Here is a 16,007-nt window from a genome sequence, read left to right as displayed (position 1 = left end):
ATGGCTACAACCTCTGGTTCAATTTAGCCCCATTCATCCTTTAATGGTTATCCTTCAAGGGCTTGTACACACGGTACAACTCTGTGGCTTGTATGCTTTCGTTGTAGCGGGTTTGCGACAAATTCAGCGCGTTTTTGCGACATTGTTCCCACAGCCCATCGGTCGTCAGCAGCTTTTCGATGGCATTGGCAAGCGCATCCGATGTGTTGGGCGCGTATAAAGTACCCGAATCGCCCACTATTTCGGGAAATGAACCGGTCGCCGGTTCAATAGCCGGACGACCTGCTGCAAAAGCTTCGCAAAGATACAGTCCAACACTTTCCTGAAAGGTTATCGGAACACAAATAGCCGTTATTTCCTTGTAGAAAGTAGTATGGTCTTTCAGCTTGTAGGTATCGCACCAATGCACATCCTCCCCGTAAGGCGCCAGAATCCGGTACATTTTTTTCAGGAATTTTTTATCCGCCGAAGTGTATCCGCCGCCAATCCTCAGTTTGAGGCCGCTTACCCGATTCTCCTTCTTGAGCTTGACAAAAGCATCAACTAACAAGTTCAGCCCGTTTATTTCGTTCATGCGATAAAAGAAGCCGATAACAGGCTCTACCGGATAGTGTTCCGAAGCGTATTTCTCCGTTTCCAGCCCCGGATAAATGACTGCTATATTGTTTATTTGCGGAAAGCGTTGCGTTATAATCTGTTTATAGAAATGGCTTGAGGTAACAAAGTGGTCTATGTAACCGGTGTTTTCGCCAATCCCTTTCCAGGCCGCTTCCGCATCTTCCTTTCGCAGGGTATCTATCCATACTTCTTCGTCCTGAAGAGAGCAAACGATGGGTATATCAATTTCTTGCTTTATGGCTTTGGCAATACCTATAAGCAGGTTACTCGAAAGGTGAATAATATCCGGCATTTCGTGCTCTTTCATCCAATGAATAAGGGAATGAACCTGACGGAGAAAAACCTGGTCATCGCCCTTTATCATCGAAAGGGTCATATCCTCCAATCCCTCAGCCGAGGTCGTCCCCGAAAACGAAGCCGCCATATTGAGCGAGAAATCCGAATTGAGAATCTTCTCCATCCAGTGAGGCATAGACTTGTTGCGGAAGTATTTTTGCGACAGATAGAGCGAGGTGGCCGGAAAAAACAAGGGCGTATCGGCCAAAAAAGAATTGTCCTTCAGGGGCAGGTAGAGGGGCATGATAATAACATCGTGTCCGGCCTTGCGTAGGGCATTGGCCTGCAGGTTATCGCGAAAGCAATTACCACAATAAAACGGGTCGCCGGAACCGGGGACAATAAATAATACCTTTAATTTTTCGACAAACATAATCGAACTGATTTATGAATGAATACAACAATGCATACAATTAAAAACAAGGACAGCACAAAAGAGGACAGCCACACCCACAGGCCCACATTCGCGAAGCCGCCGCTCACTCCCAGCAGCGAGCTAACAACTCCCACTACAACCGCGGACAAAGGTACTAATCTATTCTCGGAAACAAGTATTTTGCTTATCCTGTCATCGGTAAAACCCAAGGAGCGGTAGAGCGCAATCTGCTCCGTCCTCGAAGAGAGGTCTTTGCGTATGACGATGATAAAGCCCATGATTCCCAGCAGCAAACCAAGTCCGCCCAGGGTCAGGAAAATATTCAGGTAGGCATCTGTAACGCTGTTAAATTCTTTCAGGCGTTGAGCGGTAGTCGTTACCTTCACGCCGTATTCGTTCAATGCCTGCGACAAAAGCTTTTTGGTTTCCTCCGTTTCCGTCTCGTTGATTTTTACCAGCGCAATTTCACTCCCCGTGATTTCGCCCCATATTTCGGAAAACAATTGCTTGTCCATAAGCACATTACCCTGAAAAACAGAGTTCTTGAGCATACCGGCCAATTGCAGGTAAACCCGCTTTCCGGCGCCGCTTTCGTAAGAGATTGTATCGCCCAGATTCATCATCAGCCCCCACATCAACACCGTTTCGTCAATCAGAACCGGATAGACGGAGTCCGTGCCGGTTTGTAAGGCATCAAATACCGGTTTTTCGCCGGAATAAATATGCTTTTCAATCTCAAAATCAGCCGTTTTCAGCAAATTCATATCCACGCCCAAAACGGTGGGTTGCGACACCTTATTCAGGTTCAGGCAACTGGCGTCATCGGCGCTGTAACGGGTCATCTGAATGACGCGCGTATCTTCCGGCAAATCGCTCAAAGCCAGCTTTTCCCGTCCGGCTTCTGTCGCCATGTTGTGATAAACAGGGACGCTACTCTCGCACCACAGCGAATAACCGCCCGTACCGCTTGTCAACTGCGAACTATCGGCAAATCCCCGGCGATTCAGTCCTACGGAGAAGACGATAAACACGCCTGCCGTCAACGTGAAAAAGGACAAAAGCGTCCGCTTGCGGTTGGCGTATAAGTTTGACCAGGAGAGCCCTTCCAACCTCCCCGCAGGGGAGGCTCTAAAAGTCCCCCTACGGGGGATTAGTGGGCTAGGCTTACCCTTAATCTGAATAATATAATCGCCCCAACAAGCAGCTGTTACGATTAACAGAAATCCGGAAACAACAAAAAGGCTAGCTGTATTGGTTGCAGCCAAAAAAATGCAGAACAGGGTTGCCAGTGTGGAAAGCCCCCTAATCCCCCGTAGGGGGACTTTGAAGCCTCCCCTGCGGGGAGGTTGGAGGGGCTTTTTGAACTTTGAACTTAAACTCCTCCAAAGCAAAACCAAGGAGATGGCCAGACCTGCAACAAATCCGGCCAGAACAACGCTCAGGCTGGGAAAGAGAGTAAAGCCGCCGGTGTGGGTCGCCCCTTTCCAAAGACTTCCCAACAGCGTCAGTATCAGCCATGTATATAATAATCCGGCAACAATTCCCAGCAGCGAAGCGATGACTACGACTGGAGCCGATTCGCGCCAAAGGATGCCGACAATGCGTTTTTTTGAGTAGCCCAAGGCCGAGAAAAGGGCGATTTCGTTGCGCCGCACATAAAGCATTTCCGAAAGAGGGACAAGCATCAGCAAAATGGCCGAGAGTATGATAAAAAAGCCCAGCGAGAGAAAAAGGGAGGAAAAATCAACCCCGTTGCGGGCAGCATTCAAGCCCATCTCCTTGGGTTGAATAAGTTGGATGCCAAACATAGCCGGTTCCAATTCGGGGGATGCTATTACCGGAGATGCCGATGGGAAACGGATGGCCGTGGCATTACCGTAGGCATTGCCCCACTTTTCATAAACAGCGCTGTACGGAATCAGGATTTTGGGCGTGGTGCGGTATTGCGTCCAATAGTCCTCGTCTTCCTTGGTAATCAGGCTCATATCAATGGGCAGGTCGCTATCCCAGTCGGTACATTTTTCCACATCCGAAAGTCCGGGGAAGTCAGCGCTCAAGGTTTTATCGACAGCTAATTCGCTCAGGGGAACAATCTGTCCCACGCGACCGTAAAGCGTATCGACCGAAAGCGTTTTTAAATCTTTTGATACATAATAAGTTATGCAAATAGAATCGTCTAGCTTCGCTCCAATACGGTTGGCGGCATAATCCGAAAAGATAAATTCATCGTTCCGCAACGCCCGTCCTTTGTATTGGTCGGCGGCAGTAACAAACGAATAGGGAATTGTGGAGACGGGGAGCGCCCCGTCTTTACCGATTGAGTTAACCAAATAAGAAAACAGGCGGTTGGCATTGGGATGATTGCTGCACAAAGTCTGTACGACATCGCCCTGAATAAAAACCCGGTCGGAAGTGATTTCGGTAAATCCGGCGTACCTGTTCTCGTTCAATCCCGACAAGGCCGGTGTCCATATCTTGGAAAAATCGGCGTATGAAACCGGTTTTTCACATAAAATCAGGTTGATTTTGTTTTCGATTTCGAGAATAGAAGCCAGTTCCGTTCGATTGACGAAAATATTGTAGGGAACGATTTGTTCGTTTTTCAGGTTCAGGTTTCCGCCGTTTGCCGCATCCACAACTCCGGCCAAGGCCAGTCGCGCACTGCTTGTATAATTGTCGGTTACAAACAACGAACCGGAAGGCGCCAAACCCGTAGCAGGCAGACGCAAAACAATCTCAGACTCCCCAACCTCGAACTTTGAACCTTGAACTTTGAACTTCAATTCCTCCGCCAAAGTCTGATTAATTTTTGCGCCGCCTTTCGGAATATCCTTGTCATCCACGCCCCATACCATCACCGGAATTAACTGTCCGACATTGGAAATGAATCCGTTGCTTAACAAAACGCCATGCCCCTGCCCTTCAAACAAAGGATCATCGACAACCGAACTTTCCAAAAAGGAATTTTTGGAAAACAGGATGGTCTCTGTATTTCCCAATCGTTCGTGCACCCGCTGCACCAAAGTCGAACGCACCGAGTCGCCCACCACCAGACTGCCCACAATAACGGCAACCATTATCAAAACAGCAAGAGCTATCAGCTTGTAATAGCGGATGTAGAAAGTTATATTTGTTTTTGTTAAATTCATTGTTTTATTTTCCCGTCTTTCAACGTCAGTATTCTTTTTGCCACCGCTGCCGTTTCGTCCGAATGCGTAACCATAACGATGGTTGTGCCGAGTTCGGTGTTGATTTTTGTCAGTAGCGAGGCGATGTTTTTTGCATTTTCGGCATCCAACTGCCCGGTAGGTTCATCCGCCAGAAGCAATAAGGGCTTCATAACGAGCGCACGACATAAGGCCGTACGGCTGGCTTCTCCGCCCGAAAGGGTCGATGGATACTGGTAAGCAAGCGAGGCAATCCCCGTCATTTCCATCAACCGGCGGGCATATTCCGTTTGCTCAACGCTCGCCTTGGAACTGTACGCCAAAGTCGGCAACAAAATATTGTCCAGCACACAAAACTGGGGCATCAGGCGGTGGTCTTGAAACACAAAACCAATATGCTTGTTGCGTACAGCCGAATGGTCAACACCGGCAGTCAGGATTTCCTGACCGTCCAGCAAATAACTTCCCGCATCGGGTTGCGTGAGCGTCCCCAAAATAGAAAGCAAAGTCGTCTTGCCCGATCCCGAAGCGCCTTCGATAGCGACAAAATCACCCTTGGGCACAATCATCTCCACGCCACGCAAAACGGGGTTCTGCTTATTCTCCCCATCGGGGAAAGTTTTCGTAATTCCTGATAATCGAATCATATAATTTTTAAATTAAAAGCCCCTCCGCCCCCCGTAGGGGGGCTAAAACAAAACAAAGTTCCTTTTACGGTCAATATATAAAAATAGCCCTTGATGACTGCCGGGCTTGCCGTTATTTGTTCGCCCGTATCATATTCCCACAACAATTCGCCCGATTCGGCATCCAGCAGCGAAACGAAGCCGTTTTTGGTACAGGAGATGACTTTGTCGCTACATACCAGCGGTGAACTTTCGCCGGAATCGCCCTTTTGCAGGTATTTCCAGCGGATGCTGCCGTCCTGTCGGTTGATGGCGTACAAATTCCGGTCATCGGAAAGAATGTAAAGCGTTTGGGCGGATAAGGCAGGAACCGAGACAAATGTTCCGCTATCGTCCTTCGCTGCCACTATTTTTTTTGACTGAGCGATTTTTCCTTCCTTGAGGATGATTTCGTAAATATTTCCCGAATGGTCGGCAATGTAACAATAATCGCCATTGATAGCAGGCGATGCCGGAATATAGGTATCCAGTTGCAGGGAATCGGACGAAATGCCCGCTCCGCCGTCTATGATTCGCAGCCAGGCATCGCAACCTCCCGATATAAAACAATCTTTCCAAAGCGCAACGGCGCCGTTGATGTAATATCCCGATTCAAAGCGGTCGATTTCAGCGCCCGTTTTTTTGTCCAAGCAATAGAGGAAATTATCGTAACTCCCAAAAATCACCGCCTGTCTGCCTTTGAAAGCCCCGATATTGGGTGATGCGGATATTTGTCCGAAAGTCTCAAAATTCCAAACCGTATCCTGCCTTGCTAACGAAAGGGCGCTCATCAGTCCGTCAATGCGACCTATGTAGAGGATTGAATCGTCAATCATGGGCGTCGCCTCCACTGCTGTACCGAAATCGTAACTGAAACAGCGTTTTCCGTTGATGTCCACGCCATAAATCTGTCCGCGTTTATCGCACCAATAGGCGGTTTTTTTATACACCACCGGAGAAGAAGCCGTTCTCGATTCGCTTTTGTAAGTCCACAGCAAAGCCGGATGTTCAGCAATTTCCACATCGGTGTATCCGCTAAACTGCGCATCGCCACGGAATAGAGGCCAGCTTTCCGCATCCCGCTCTTTATCGGGGGAGGTGTTGCTACATCCCACAAAAATAAAAAGTATGAACCAAGATTTTATTAAGATTTTCATAATTATCAAGATTAATCGTGGTTCAGGTATATTGCTCCTGTCGGGCATAATTCCGCCAATCCGGCTTTTATATTTTTCTTGTTTTCTTCGGGCAATACCACCTGCATAACAAAGCCGCGGTCTTTGAACGTGAAGCCGTTATCGCTGTTATACACGCACAAACCGCAGCGGATACACTTGGCAGGTTCAAAGTAGAGATTGTCGTTTATCTGTATTTTTTCGAGTGGCAAAGCCGATGAAACCGTATATCGCGAACGCTTGACGCCTGATTCCGAAGCATATAGGCGCAATTTGCAATCGTGCTGAGCAGTGCAGGCGCAGTGCAGACAACGCGAACGGGTGGTAGTCGTTGCTTTCAGCTGCTCTTTTTCCATAGCCGTGAAGCGTCCCAACTTCGATTGGAATGGAGAATTGAGAATTGAGAGTTGAGAATTTGAATGCTCCGAACTTTCCGGGCTTTCTGCCGTTGCTATTTCCTTTATGATGGTGCGAATGGATACGGATTTGTCGAGTGTACCACGGCGACAGGCTTTTTCGCAGGGCGCCTTGCAATCATCACAGCCAATTTCGGGAAGCGAAAACACACTTGCCAACAGGGATTTTGCTTCGCCATAACGTTCTGCATCGTAATATTTTAACACCAACTCAACATCCAATCCTTTCGGGCAAACTATCGAACAGGGCGCCTCGCAATCGGCACGGTGGTCGCTCAACAGCAGTTCGAGCGAGAGGGTGCGGCTCTGTTTCACTTCGGGGCTTTCGCTGTCAATTTGCATTCCTTCCGTGGGCAAGGTAGTACAGGACGGCATAATCTGCCCCGTCTCACAATTCCTGACAGCGCAAACCATACACGAAGACTTGTGCTTCGCCTCCTTGGCATAGCACAAGGACGGAATGAGAAATCCCTCACGGCGAGCAACTTCAATCAAAGTTTCGCCGGGGAAGGCTTCTACTTCTTTTTTATTTATTTGTATTTTCATAATTGTTTCGTCTTATTTATTATTAGACCCGTCATTCCTCTCCGTTCTATTATAAATTACTAAAAATAGTGCGTCTTTGGGAAGATTCCTCACTACGTTCGGAATGACACTCATCATTTTGGGGAGAGGGGGAGAGGAAGGTGGCGGCAGAGCCGCCACCTTCTTCTCTCACATTATTATTGTCCACCACGTCATTCTGAGCGTAGCGAAGAATCTCATCCGTAACGCGCAAACATTTTTCTGAAGATACCTCACTACGCTCGGAATGACACTCGTTATTTTGGGGAGAGGGGGAGGAATCTCTAACAAATCCGTTTTCAGTAACCAGCGCTTTCCAACCGGGATTTTTCTTGTTTATCAAGGCTTCTTTTTTTGCTCGATTCCAACCTTTCAACTCTTTTTCTCGCTTTATTGCCAAATCTAAACACGGTATTTCTTCGTAATAAATGCAATATTCAAGATTGTATTTATCTGTAAATGGATTTTTTATCAAAATTATTTTTTTGTTCATTAATTTGTTCTGAAACAAAATCAAAAGAATTTGGTTTTGTTACTACTAAAGAATTTAGTCTTATACTTTTATCTATCTCAAATTTTAGATAGGTTGTATGTGTATTAAAAAAGTTACATAAATTACTTCCATCAACTTCAAATTTTTCGTCAAAAATAAGTAATATATTCATATCTTCTTTATTTGTGCCTCTATTGAGACGATTTATACTATACTATACTATTAATTTTAATTTCACCCCAGTATCTCATCTTGCACCTCCTCTGGAACAATTCGATAAAATGCGAAAACGACAGCCGCGAAAGCAAGAGTTCGGGTGGCAAATCTTTTTCGTAAATCTCGGAATATGCCAATTCAACAGACACTGTCTGTTGAATTGGCAATGGTATTTCATGCGGTAAATCTACCGTTTGCAATATAACCGATACTGTCGGTTGAATTTGCGGATAGGTCAAATAAAAAGTTCTGTACAACCTCAAGTATGTTGCATTTGTCGATTTAATTCCTTTCTCTTTAAGCGATTTCGACAGTTCATCAATCAGTTTCTCGCCATATTTTGCACGGTCCTCTCCATTTTGTTCAAATTCAACAATATAATAGCCAAACAGCCAATTTCTCACAGAAAGATACTGGTTCACAGCACAAGCTGCTCCGCGCTGCATTGCAAGGTGTATGTCGCTTATTTTTTCGACTAATTGCTGAAAATTATTTTTTGTCAACTTTCCCATTTCTTATTCATTTTTCAATCTTCCCCACCTTCCGTATCGCATCATAACTACACTCCTCAATACACAGCCCGCACAGCACACATTTATCCACATCAATGGTATGTACCTGATATGGGGTGTAGGGTATGGCATCTACCGGACAGGCTTTGGCGCATTTCGTGCAGCCGATGCAGTCGGTCGTTACTTCGTAGTTTACCATGTCTTTGCAGGCGCCTGTTTTGCAGATGCCATTCACGTGTTCTTCGTATTCGTGGCGGAAGTATTTCAGGGTGGTCAGCACCGGATTGGGGGCTGTTTTTCCTAAGGCGCAGAGGGAGGAATTTTTGATGCTTATCGCCAATTCTTCCAACAAGTTGATGTCTTCCATCGAGGCTTTTCCGCTGCATATTTTATTCAGCAAATCGAGCATCCGCCGCGTACCTACCCGGCAGAACGTGCATTTGCCGCAGGATTGGTCGCAGGTGAAGCTCAAAAAATAACGGGCTACGTCAACCATGCAGTCGCTTTCGCTCAACACCACCAAACCGCCCGAGCCCATCATGGCGCCCAGTTGGTTGAAGGCGTCAAAGTCCACCCGTATATCGCATAATTCTGCCGGAATACATCCGCCCGAAGGCCCTCCAATTTGAACGGCCTTGAGCTTCTGGCCGCCTTCCACGCCACCGCCAATATCGTTGATAATCTGATTGAGCGTGATGCCCATCGGCACTTCTATCAGTCCGCCGTGATTAATTTTTCCGGCAAGGGCAAAAACCTTGGTGCCTTTGCTTTTTTCCGTCCCCACACGGCTGTAATTTTCCGCTCCATGACGCACAATATACGAAACCTGACTGAGCGTTTCCACATTGTTCACCAGCGTAGGCAAGCCATTCAATCCCTTCACGGCAGGATAAGGCGGGCGTTGTTTGGGAAAACCGCGATCGCCTTCAATGGATGCAATGAGGGCGGTTTCTTCTCCGCAGACAAATGCGCCTGCACCCTCGAAAACAGTAACATCCAACGAAAAATTGCTGCCTGCAATGTGCTGACCAATCAATCCCCGTTCCTTGCATATTTCTATGGCTTTTTTGATGCGCACAACCGCCAGGGGATATTCGGCGCGGATGTAGAAAATTCCTTTACCCGCTCCTACGGCATAAGCGGCAATAAGCATCCCCTCGATGATGCGGAAAGGATACGATTCGAGCATCATTCTATCCATAAATGCGCCCGGGTCGCCCTCATCGCCGTTGCAAATCACATAGGCCCCTCCAACCTCCCCGTGGGGGAGGCTCAAAAGTCCCCCTTCGGGGGATTTAGGGGGCTTGTTGTTAGCAGCCACAATCTCCCATTTCTTTCCGGTAAGGAATCCGCCCCCACCCCTTCCGCGTAAACCGCTTTTCAGTACCGTTTCTATGGCCTTTTCGCGCGGTTCGGCAAGGACTTTTTTTAAGGCTTCGAACCCGCCATGCGTGCAGTATTCGTCTATATTCAAAGGGGTTAGTATTCCGCAGCCTTCGGTTGATATGTGTTTCTGATTATAGAGAAAACTGTTGATGATACCGGTACGTTCGTTTTCCGATTTCCAAACCACATTGTCCCAGGTAATATCGGTATGAAAGGTGTCGATATTCCCCAAAATAGTGTTTTTCAGGCGTTTTAACTGACCTGCCGGTTTAAAATGGTGATGCAGTATTTCCTTTATTTCAATAGCTTTCACATTCGGATAACGGGTAATGCTGTTGTCGGCGCCTACCACATCTATCAGGGGCACCTTGTTGCATACGCCCACGCAGCCAACAGACTTGATGGTAATATCAATTCCCAACTGCGAAGAAGCCGTTTTCAGTTCGCTGTAAATATCTGCCGAACCGCTTGCCATACAGCACGAACCCATTCCCAAACGCACTTCTCCAACAATCCGTTTTTGAGCGTGTTGAGTTTCTTCTTTCTCTTTTTCCTGTTGCAGTTCCAAAAAGTCGTCAATCACTTCATTCACCCGGCCCGGCATTACGTGTCCGTAAATTTTTTCATCTACTTGCACCACAGGCGCCAGTGTACAACACCCCAGACAGGCGATTTTTTCGACCGAAAACAGTTTATCGGCGGTAGTTGTGCCTCCGTCTTCTATTTGCAGATGGCGGATAAATGCATCATACACATTGCTCGCGCCTTTCACGTGGCAAGCCGTTCCGGTACAAACCTTTATCAGGTGTTTGCCCAAGGGTACATGCCTGAACTGAGAATAGAAGGTGGAAACGCTAATCAACTGTGCACGGTCGATTTCGGTACGTTCATACACCCGCTCAATAGCATCGTAGGGCAGATAGTTGAACTCCGTTTGCAATGCCTGCAACAAGGGGATGATAGTAGAACGCTTCTTCCCCACTCTATCAATAATGGCATCGGTTCGTTCAATCAAGGACTGAACGGTTTCTGCCGGGGTATTTTCGCAATTACATGCCATGGATTTACGACTTTTTTAATGCTACGCAATAAATACTGCTCTCTGTTCTCACCACAATTTTACCGTCGGTAAATGCCGGTGTGGCAAATGTTTTCTGGCCGGTGGCAAACGAATTGATTAATTTGAAATCGCTATTCGCCGTATAAATATGCATCTTGCCGTCGTTGCTGAAAACATATAATTTCCCTTCGGCAATGACCGGCGAGGAGTAAAATTCGGTATTCAGTTCGTGCGATTGTTTCAGGGTTCCGGTTTTGGCATCGTAACAAGCCAGAACGCCGTAACTTGTGGCCAGATAAACATTGTCTTTTGTGGCAACCGGCGATGATACTTCCGGCAGGAAATCGCTGGCTTCCCACAAGGTTTCGCCGGTGGTTCCATCCACGGCAATCAACGAGGCGTACTCGCTTGCGCCGAATACAACACCCGCCGAACTGCAAGGACTGGAAGCCACTTCGCCGCTCAATCCTTCCACGCGCCAATACTGTTCGCCATTGTTCGGATTGTATGAGGTGATGCTCGGATTGCCCATCAGGATGAGTTGCGGCTTTTGGTTGATATAGGCAATGATTGGCGAACTCCAGGTGATTTTGTCTGTCCGGCTTTTGCTCCAGCGTTCTTTGCCTGTCGCCATATCCAAAGCCACCACCTTGGGGCCGTTGCTATTGTCGTATTGCACAATCAGCGAACTGCCAAACACCAGCAAGGATGAAGCGTATCCATAATGATTTTGAGGAACACCGAGGTTTTTCGCCCAAAGCCGGTTACCGTCCATGTCGGCGCAAATCAAATCGCCCGAGGCAAAGACGGCGCAAACCTGTTTCCCATTCGTGGCCACAGTCGATGCGGCAAGACCCGTATCGTTGGTAGTCTTGGGCATTTGGGCAGGCGAACCCGTGATATTGGTCGCCGCCAATTTCCAAAGCTGCTCGCCCGTATTCAGGTGGTAGCAATACAACTCGCGCGCTTGATCGTCGGCGCCGCTGATAAACACCTTGTTACCGTTTATCACCGGAGAATTGTAGCCTTGCCGGGGAATTTTGCTTTGCCATGCAATATTTTCGCCCGTACTCAGATTCCATTTGGTGGGAACAGCTTTGGCCGTAGATAGACCATTGGAGTTATTCCCCCGAAATCCATTGTAAGTTACTTTTGAGATTTCTTCTTCCACAGCAGTCGTATCGGTCGCCGTCGTATCCACCTCTGCCGGAGTTATTTCCGCTACTGTATCGGTTACGGGGATCTCTCCTGTTTCGGGTTGAGTAGCATCGGCGAGCAGTTCGGTTGAGTCGGCAGTCGCGTCTCCCTCAAGATAAGGCGCTGTGAGTAGGACAAATACCAGCGATGCCACCACCAATCCTCCGGCTACCCAATTCACATACTTGCGGGCATTCGTTTTAATTGCCCAATCATCTATCGGGTCAATTTCTTTGTCGGGAATATTTTTGGTATCGGCAAAATAGAGCTGCAACGACACCACAAGCGCCACCAACATGGCTATCAGGATGTAAACGCCTGTCATTAAATGATCCATGCGCACAAAATAAGCCCTGCGCGCCAAGAGATCTAACTGGCGTATCTGCTCCTGCAACTCCAGGTTGTTGGCATTTTCGTCATTGATTTGTTTCAAGGTTTCCACCACTTCCGTTTGAAGCGGATTGACGCCTTTCACCTGAAAATAATTCGTTATCAGCATAATTGTAAAAGAGACAATAAAGATTGCCGATACAATTGCAATGTTGCGTATAATCTTCCTTTTCATTATTATTTTAATTTGTATATTTCTTATTCTGTGGACAATAGCTAAAACATTTGGCGCAATTCACACATTTAGCATCGTCTATCTCGTATGTTTTTCGCGAGCGTTTTACCGATAAACCAATCAAAGTAAGCCCAATGACCAGGCCAATCAATCCACCGACTATGGTTGAATATGTTTTGAAACCGGCTTGGATTTCGGTGGCTCGTTCTGTAATTTCTTCTACTGTTCCTCCCTGTCCGTAAAAGGCTTCCAAGTCGGGCGACAGGAGGTTTTGCGGTTCCTGTTCGTTTTGCATAACCTGTTCGTACAGCCGCACGTCCCGGTGAGCGGTACTCAACGAATCGCTCATTGTCCGCAGTATCAACGCGCCGGTGATGCATATCAGCGGCAGCACAATCAAGTAAAGCACGATTCTTTTCACGCCTTGCAAACGGGTTTCCTTCACCTTGTTTTCGTAAATGGGCAGAATGGCGTCAACCGGACAGGCATTGTGGCAGAGTTCGCAATTGATACAGTTCGGGGTCATCTTCATTTTCCAGATAGATACGCGGGAAAAGAAGCTCAACAAGGCGCCATAAGGACAAATGAACCGGCAGAAGGGTCGCCCCGTGAAAACCGAAGCGATGAGCAGCGCTACGCCAAACAGGATAAGCCCGATGTCGCCACCCAAGCGAAATATACCGACAAAAGGGTCGAAACGACAGATAATAAAACTGCTGCGCGTAACGGCATATAGTATGGCAAAAATCAGGTAAACCCAGGGGATAATGCCCAAAACTGCCGCCAAGGATTTAGATATGCGGTAATTCTTGATATTGACTATTTCCTGCATGGCGCCCAGCGGACATACGCCGGCACAAAACACCCGCCCGAAAAGGAAAGTGAAAATAATGGGCAAGATAAAAAAGAGCAGCGCCACCAACGGAATAGTGTAGGAATTATCGACCAAAGCCAGAGCTACATTCTGAACAGAACCGATGCTACAAACACATCCGCTGCGAAAAAAGCCAAAATAAGCCACCGAAATAACCGACACCCAAAAGACCGGTTTGCGCGTCTTTTTTCGGATAACAGCATACGCCACAATGCTCATCAGGGCGACTAGCAAAATTAAATCGACTATCACCCAAAACGTTTCGTTCGGCACCGTGTAACGCAGTTCGGGATACTGATAACCCGATTCAAAATCCGGCTTGGGAAACCGTTGCGCCTGTGCGGCTACCGAAAAAAGGAGCAGGGAAAGTATGGAAAAAAGTTTCTGCATATTACACTATTTTTGATGCATTAATATAGTTTCTTTATTCAAAATCCGTATATAGAAAATCCGCCAAATTGATGCATCGAATACCTTTATAATCAGTACCAATAAGCAGATCATTCAGGGTAACTACATACTTCGGATAGTTATCACTGATAAGTATCAGATTATCAAATTCTCGTTTCCAAGTATCCTCACTCACCACCGTTAACGAAACCTGAACATACAATCTTTGACCATTATTCTCTGCCACGAAATCAATTTCCTTATTGTCCAATTTACCCACATACACTTTATAACCACATTGAAGTAAATGAAGATAAACCGCATTTTCCATGAGTTTATGAATATCTTTTGCCGCATTGAAGCCTCCAATCACATTTCGCAGTCCAAGGTCTTCAAAATAATATTTTTCCCCTATTTCAAATATCTTAAAACCTCGCACATCGGCACGCAGCACTTTGTGGACAAAAAAAGCATTCGTCAGCGCTTTCAGATAATTGATAATCACTTGAGGCGTCCTCTCTATACGTTGCGCTTTCAAGTATTTACTGATGTTTAAGGCCGAGAATAAACTCCCCACATTATCAGCAAGATAAGAGACCAGATTTTCGAGAAATGACACATTCCGTATATTCTCTCTTGCCACTACATCTTTCAGTAATATCGTAGAATAAACATTCCGTAAGTATTCAAATGCCTGATCCTTTGACAATTCTAAATTGATTAGAAAAGGTAATCCGCCATAAGTGAGGTATTTTTCCAATGCATCCTGTCCATTTTCAAGTTGATGAAATTCCAAAAACTCACGATAACTGAGCGAATGAACATTTATTTCAATGTATCTACCTGATAAAAAAGTAGCTAACTCTCCCGACAGAAGATTGGCGTTACTGCCTGTACAATAAATATCACATTTTCGTTCGGCAAGCAGGCTTCTCAACGTATGCTGAAAATCCGAAATCTCCTGTATCTCATCAATAAACAAACAGTTAAGAGCGCTATTTTCCACTAAATAACTCTCTACATAACCGTACAACTCTTTGGTTGTTTTAATTTCTCTAAATTCATCCAATTCACAATTGATATAAATTATATTCGCTTCAGGATTCAGCGCCTTAATTTCGTCCATCAACTGGTACAAAATATAACTTTTGCCTACCCGTCGCTGACCGGTAAGAACCTTGATAATATTTTTCCCGATAAAAGGTCTTATCTTGTTAATGTATTTTTCTCTTTTAAAATATTCCGTAATATTCATTTTTATTCTGTTATAATAGAAACTTTGTCAAAAATACGACTTTATTCTGTTATAATAGAAACTTTTTGTAAAATTTATTTTAGCAACAAATTATTCTCCGCATATTTTGCGGAAAATAAGCCGTCTATTCTCCGCAAATCCATTTTTTCATCCATCTTTCAACAAATAGGCCTTCTCCACCGGAACCCGTTGTATGGCTCCTGCGGGGCAAACTTTTGCTATTTTACATTCGTTGCAGTTTTTGCAGAGTTCCTGCTTCACTTGCATGTATAGCGAACCGTTTCCGAACGAATTGCATCCTTTGGCGCATTTGGCGCAGCCGGTACACAAATCCTCATCTATTGTATATTCAAAATAGGGGTCTTCCACAAACTTACGGGCGATGGCGCCGGTGGGGCAGCGCAGATTTTCGGCAGCCGTATTCAGGTCTTTTACGTTGGCGCGGTAGTAGCCGCCACACAAATCGCAATAACCGCAAACCTTGTTGGCATGGATGCACTTCACCGCCGAAACGGGAAGCACGCAATCCGTTTCGCACCGGCCACAATAGGTACATTTGCTGGGGTCTATCTGCCAAAAATAACCTGGCTCTCCCGACAAAGCCTTTTTCGCCATCAAGCCTGCCACCGAAACAACAGCCGTCCCTGCTACCACAGAGCCACAAATTCGCAGAAATCTCCTGCGCGTAACCGGATTTTTATTTTCTCCCATACTTTTCTATTTTTTAGCCCCTCCAACCTCC

13 protein-coding genes are annotated in these 16,007 nt (G+C 46.3%); all 13 read right to left on the bottom strand.

What is annotated here, in order from left to right:
- Window positions 1-40: 40 nt before the first annotated feature.
- The gene (locus ACYPWY_RS02225) at window positions 41-1,327 is read right to left on the bottom strand and encodes a glycosyltransferase family 4 protein (RefSeq protein WP_459683800.1); all 1,287 of its coding nucleotides are present in this window, start codon (window positions 1,325-1,327) and stop codon (window positions 41-43) included.
- Window positions 1,309-4,479, bottom strand: coding sequence for an FtsX-like permease family protein (locus ACYPWY_RS02220; protein ID WP_459683799.1), 3,171 nt, complete (start codon window positions 4,477-4,479; stop codon window positions 1,309-1,311). Before ACYPWY_RS02220 ends, ACYPWY_RS02225 begins: the two co-directional genes overlap by 19 nt.
- Complete coding sequence (locus tag ACYPWY_RS02215) at window positions 4,476-5,144, bottom strand: ABC transporter ATP-binding protein (RefSeq protein ID WP_459683798.1); 669 nt, start codon at window positions 5,142-5,144, stop codon at window positions 4,476-4,478. The genes ACYPWY_RS02220 and ACYPWY_RS02215 overlap by 4 nt, the downstream gene beginning before the upstream one ends.
- Entirely contained in the window at window positions 5,141-6,319 is a 1,179-nt protein-coding gene (locus ACYPWY_RS02210) for an outer membrane protein assembly factor BamB family protein (RefSeq protein WP_459683797.1), read from the bottom strand. The genes ACYPWY_RS02215 and ACYPWY_RS02210 overlap by 4 nt, the downstream gene beginning before the upstream one ends.
- 11 nt (window positions 6,320-6,330) lie before the next feature.
- On the bottom strand, window positions 6,331-7,299 hold the full coding sequence (locus tag ACYPWY_RS02205) for a 2Fe-2S iron-sulfur cluster-binding protein (protein WP_459683796.1): 969 nt from the start codon (window positions 7,297-7,299) through the stop codon (window positions 6,331-6,333).
- A 49-nt stretch (window positions 7,300-7,348) separates the two neighbouring features.
- Window positions 7,349-7,810, bottom strand: coding sequence for a GIY-YIG nuclease family protein (locus ACYPWY_RS02200; RefSeq protein WP_459683795.1), 462 nt, complete (start codon window positions 7,808-7,810; stop codon window positions 7,349-7,351).
- Window positions 7,767-7,982 carry a hypothetical protein gene (locus ACYPWY_RS02195; RefSeq protein ID WP_459683794.1) on the bottom strand — a complete coding sequence of 72 codons (216 nt, stop codon included), beginning with the start codon at window positions 7,980-7,982 and terminating at the stop codon, window positions 7,767-7,769. The genes ACYPWY_RS02200 and ACYPWY_RS02195 overlap by 44 nt, the downstream gene beginning before the upstream one ends.
- Before the next feature lie 37 nt (window positions 7,983-8,019).
- On the bottom strand, window positions 8,020-8,538 hold the full coding sequence (locus tag ACYPWY_RS02190) for a DUF1016 N-terminal domain-containing protein (protein ID WP_459683793.1): 519 nt from the start codon (window positions 8,536-8,538) through the stop codon (window positions 8,020-8,022).
- Between the two features lie 7 nt (window positions 8,539-8,545).
- Window positions 8,546-10,984 (bottom strand): NAD(P)H-dependent oxidoreductase subunit E, encoded by a 2,439-nt coding sequence (locus ACYPWY_RS02185; protein WP_459683792.1) that lies wholly within the window; start codon window positions 10,982-10,984, stop codon window positions 8,546-8,548.
- Between the two features lie 4 nt (window positions 10,985-10,988).
- Window positions 10,989-12,746 (bottom strand): outer membrane protein assembly factor BamB family protein, encoded by a 1,758-nt coding sequence (locus ACYPWY_RS02180; protein WP_459683791.1) that lies wholly within the window; start codon window positions 12,744-12,746, stop codon window positions 10,989-10,991.
- Window positions 12,747-12,753: 7 nt separating this feature from the next.
- Entirely contained in the window at window positions 12,754-14,010 is a 1,257-nt protein-coding gene (locus ACYPWY_RS02175; RefSeq protein ID WP_459683790.1) for a 4Fe-4S binding protein, read from the bottom strand.
- A 34-nt stretch (window positions 14,011-14,044) separates the two neighbouring features.
- Window positions 14,045-15,265, bottom strand: coding sequence for an ATP-binding protein (locus ACYPWY_RS02170; protein ID WP_459683789.1), 1,221 nt, complete (start codon window positions 15,263-15,265; stop codon window positions 14,045-14,047).
- A 147-nt stretch (window positions 15,266-15,412) separates the two neighbouring features.
- Window positions 15,413-15,976, bottom strand: a complete 564-nt coding sequence (locus ACYPWY_RS02165) for a ferredoxin (RefSeq protein WP_459683788.1) — start codon at window positions 15,974-15,976, stop codon at window positions 15,413-15,415.
- Window positions 15,977-16,007: the final 31 nt, after the last annotated feature.

It is taken from the genome of Viscerimonas tarda, from assembly GCF_054601255.1.
Note: the sequence above shows the minus strand (reverse complement) of the source record. Positions and strands in the feature narration are given on the sequence as shown.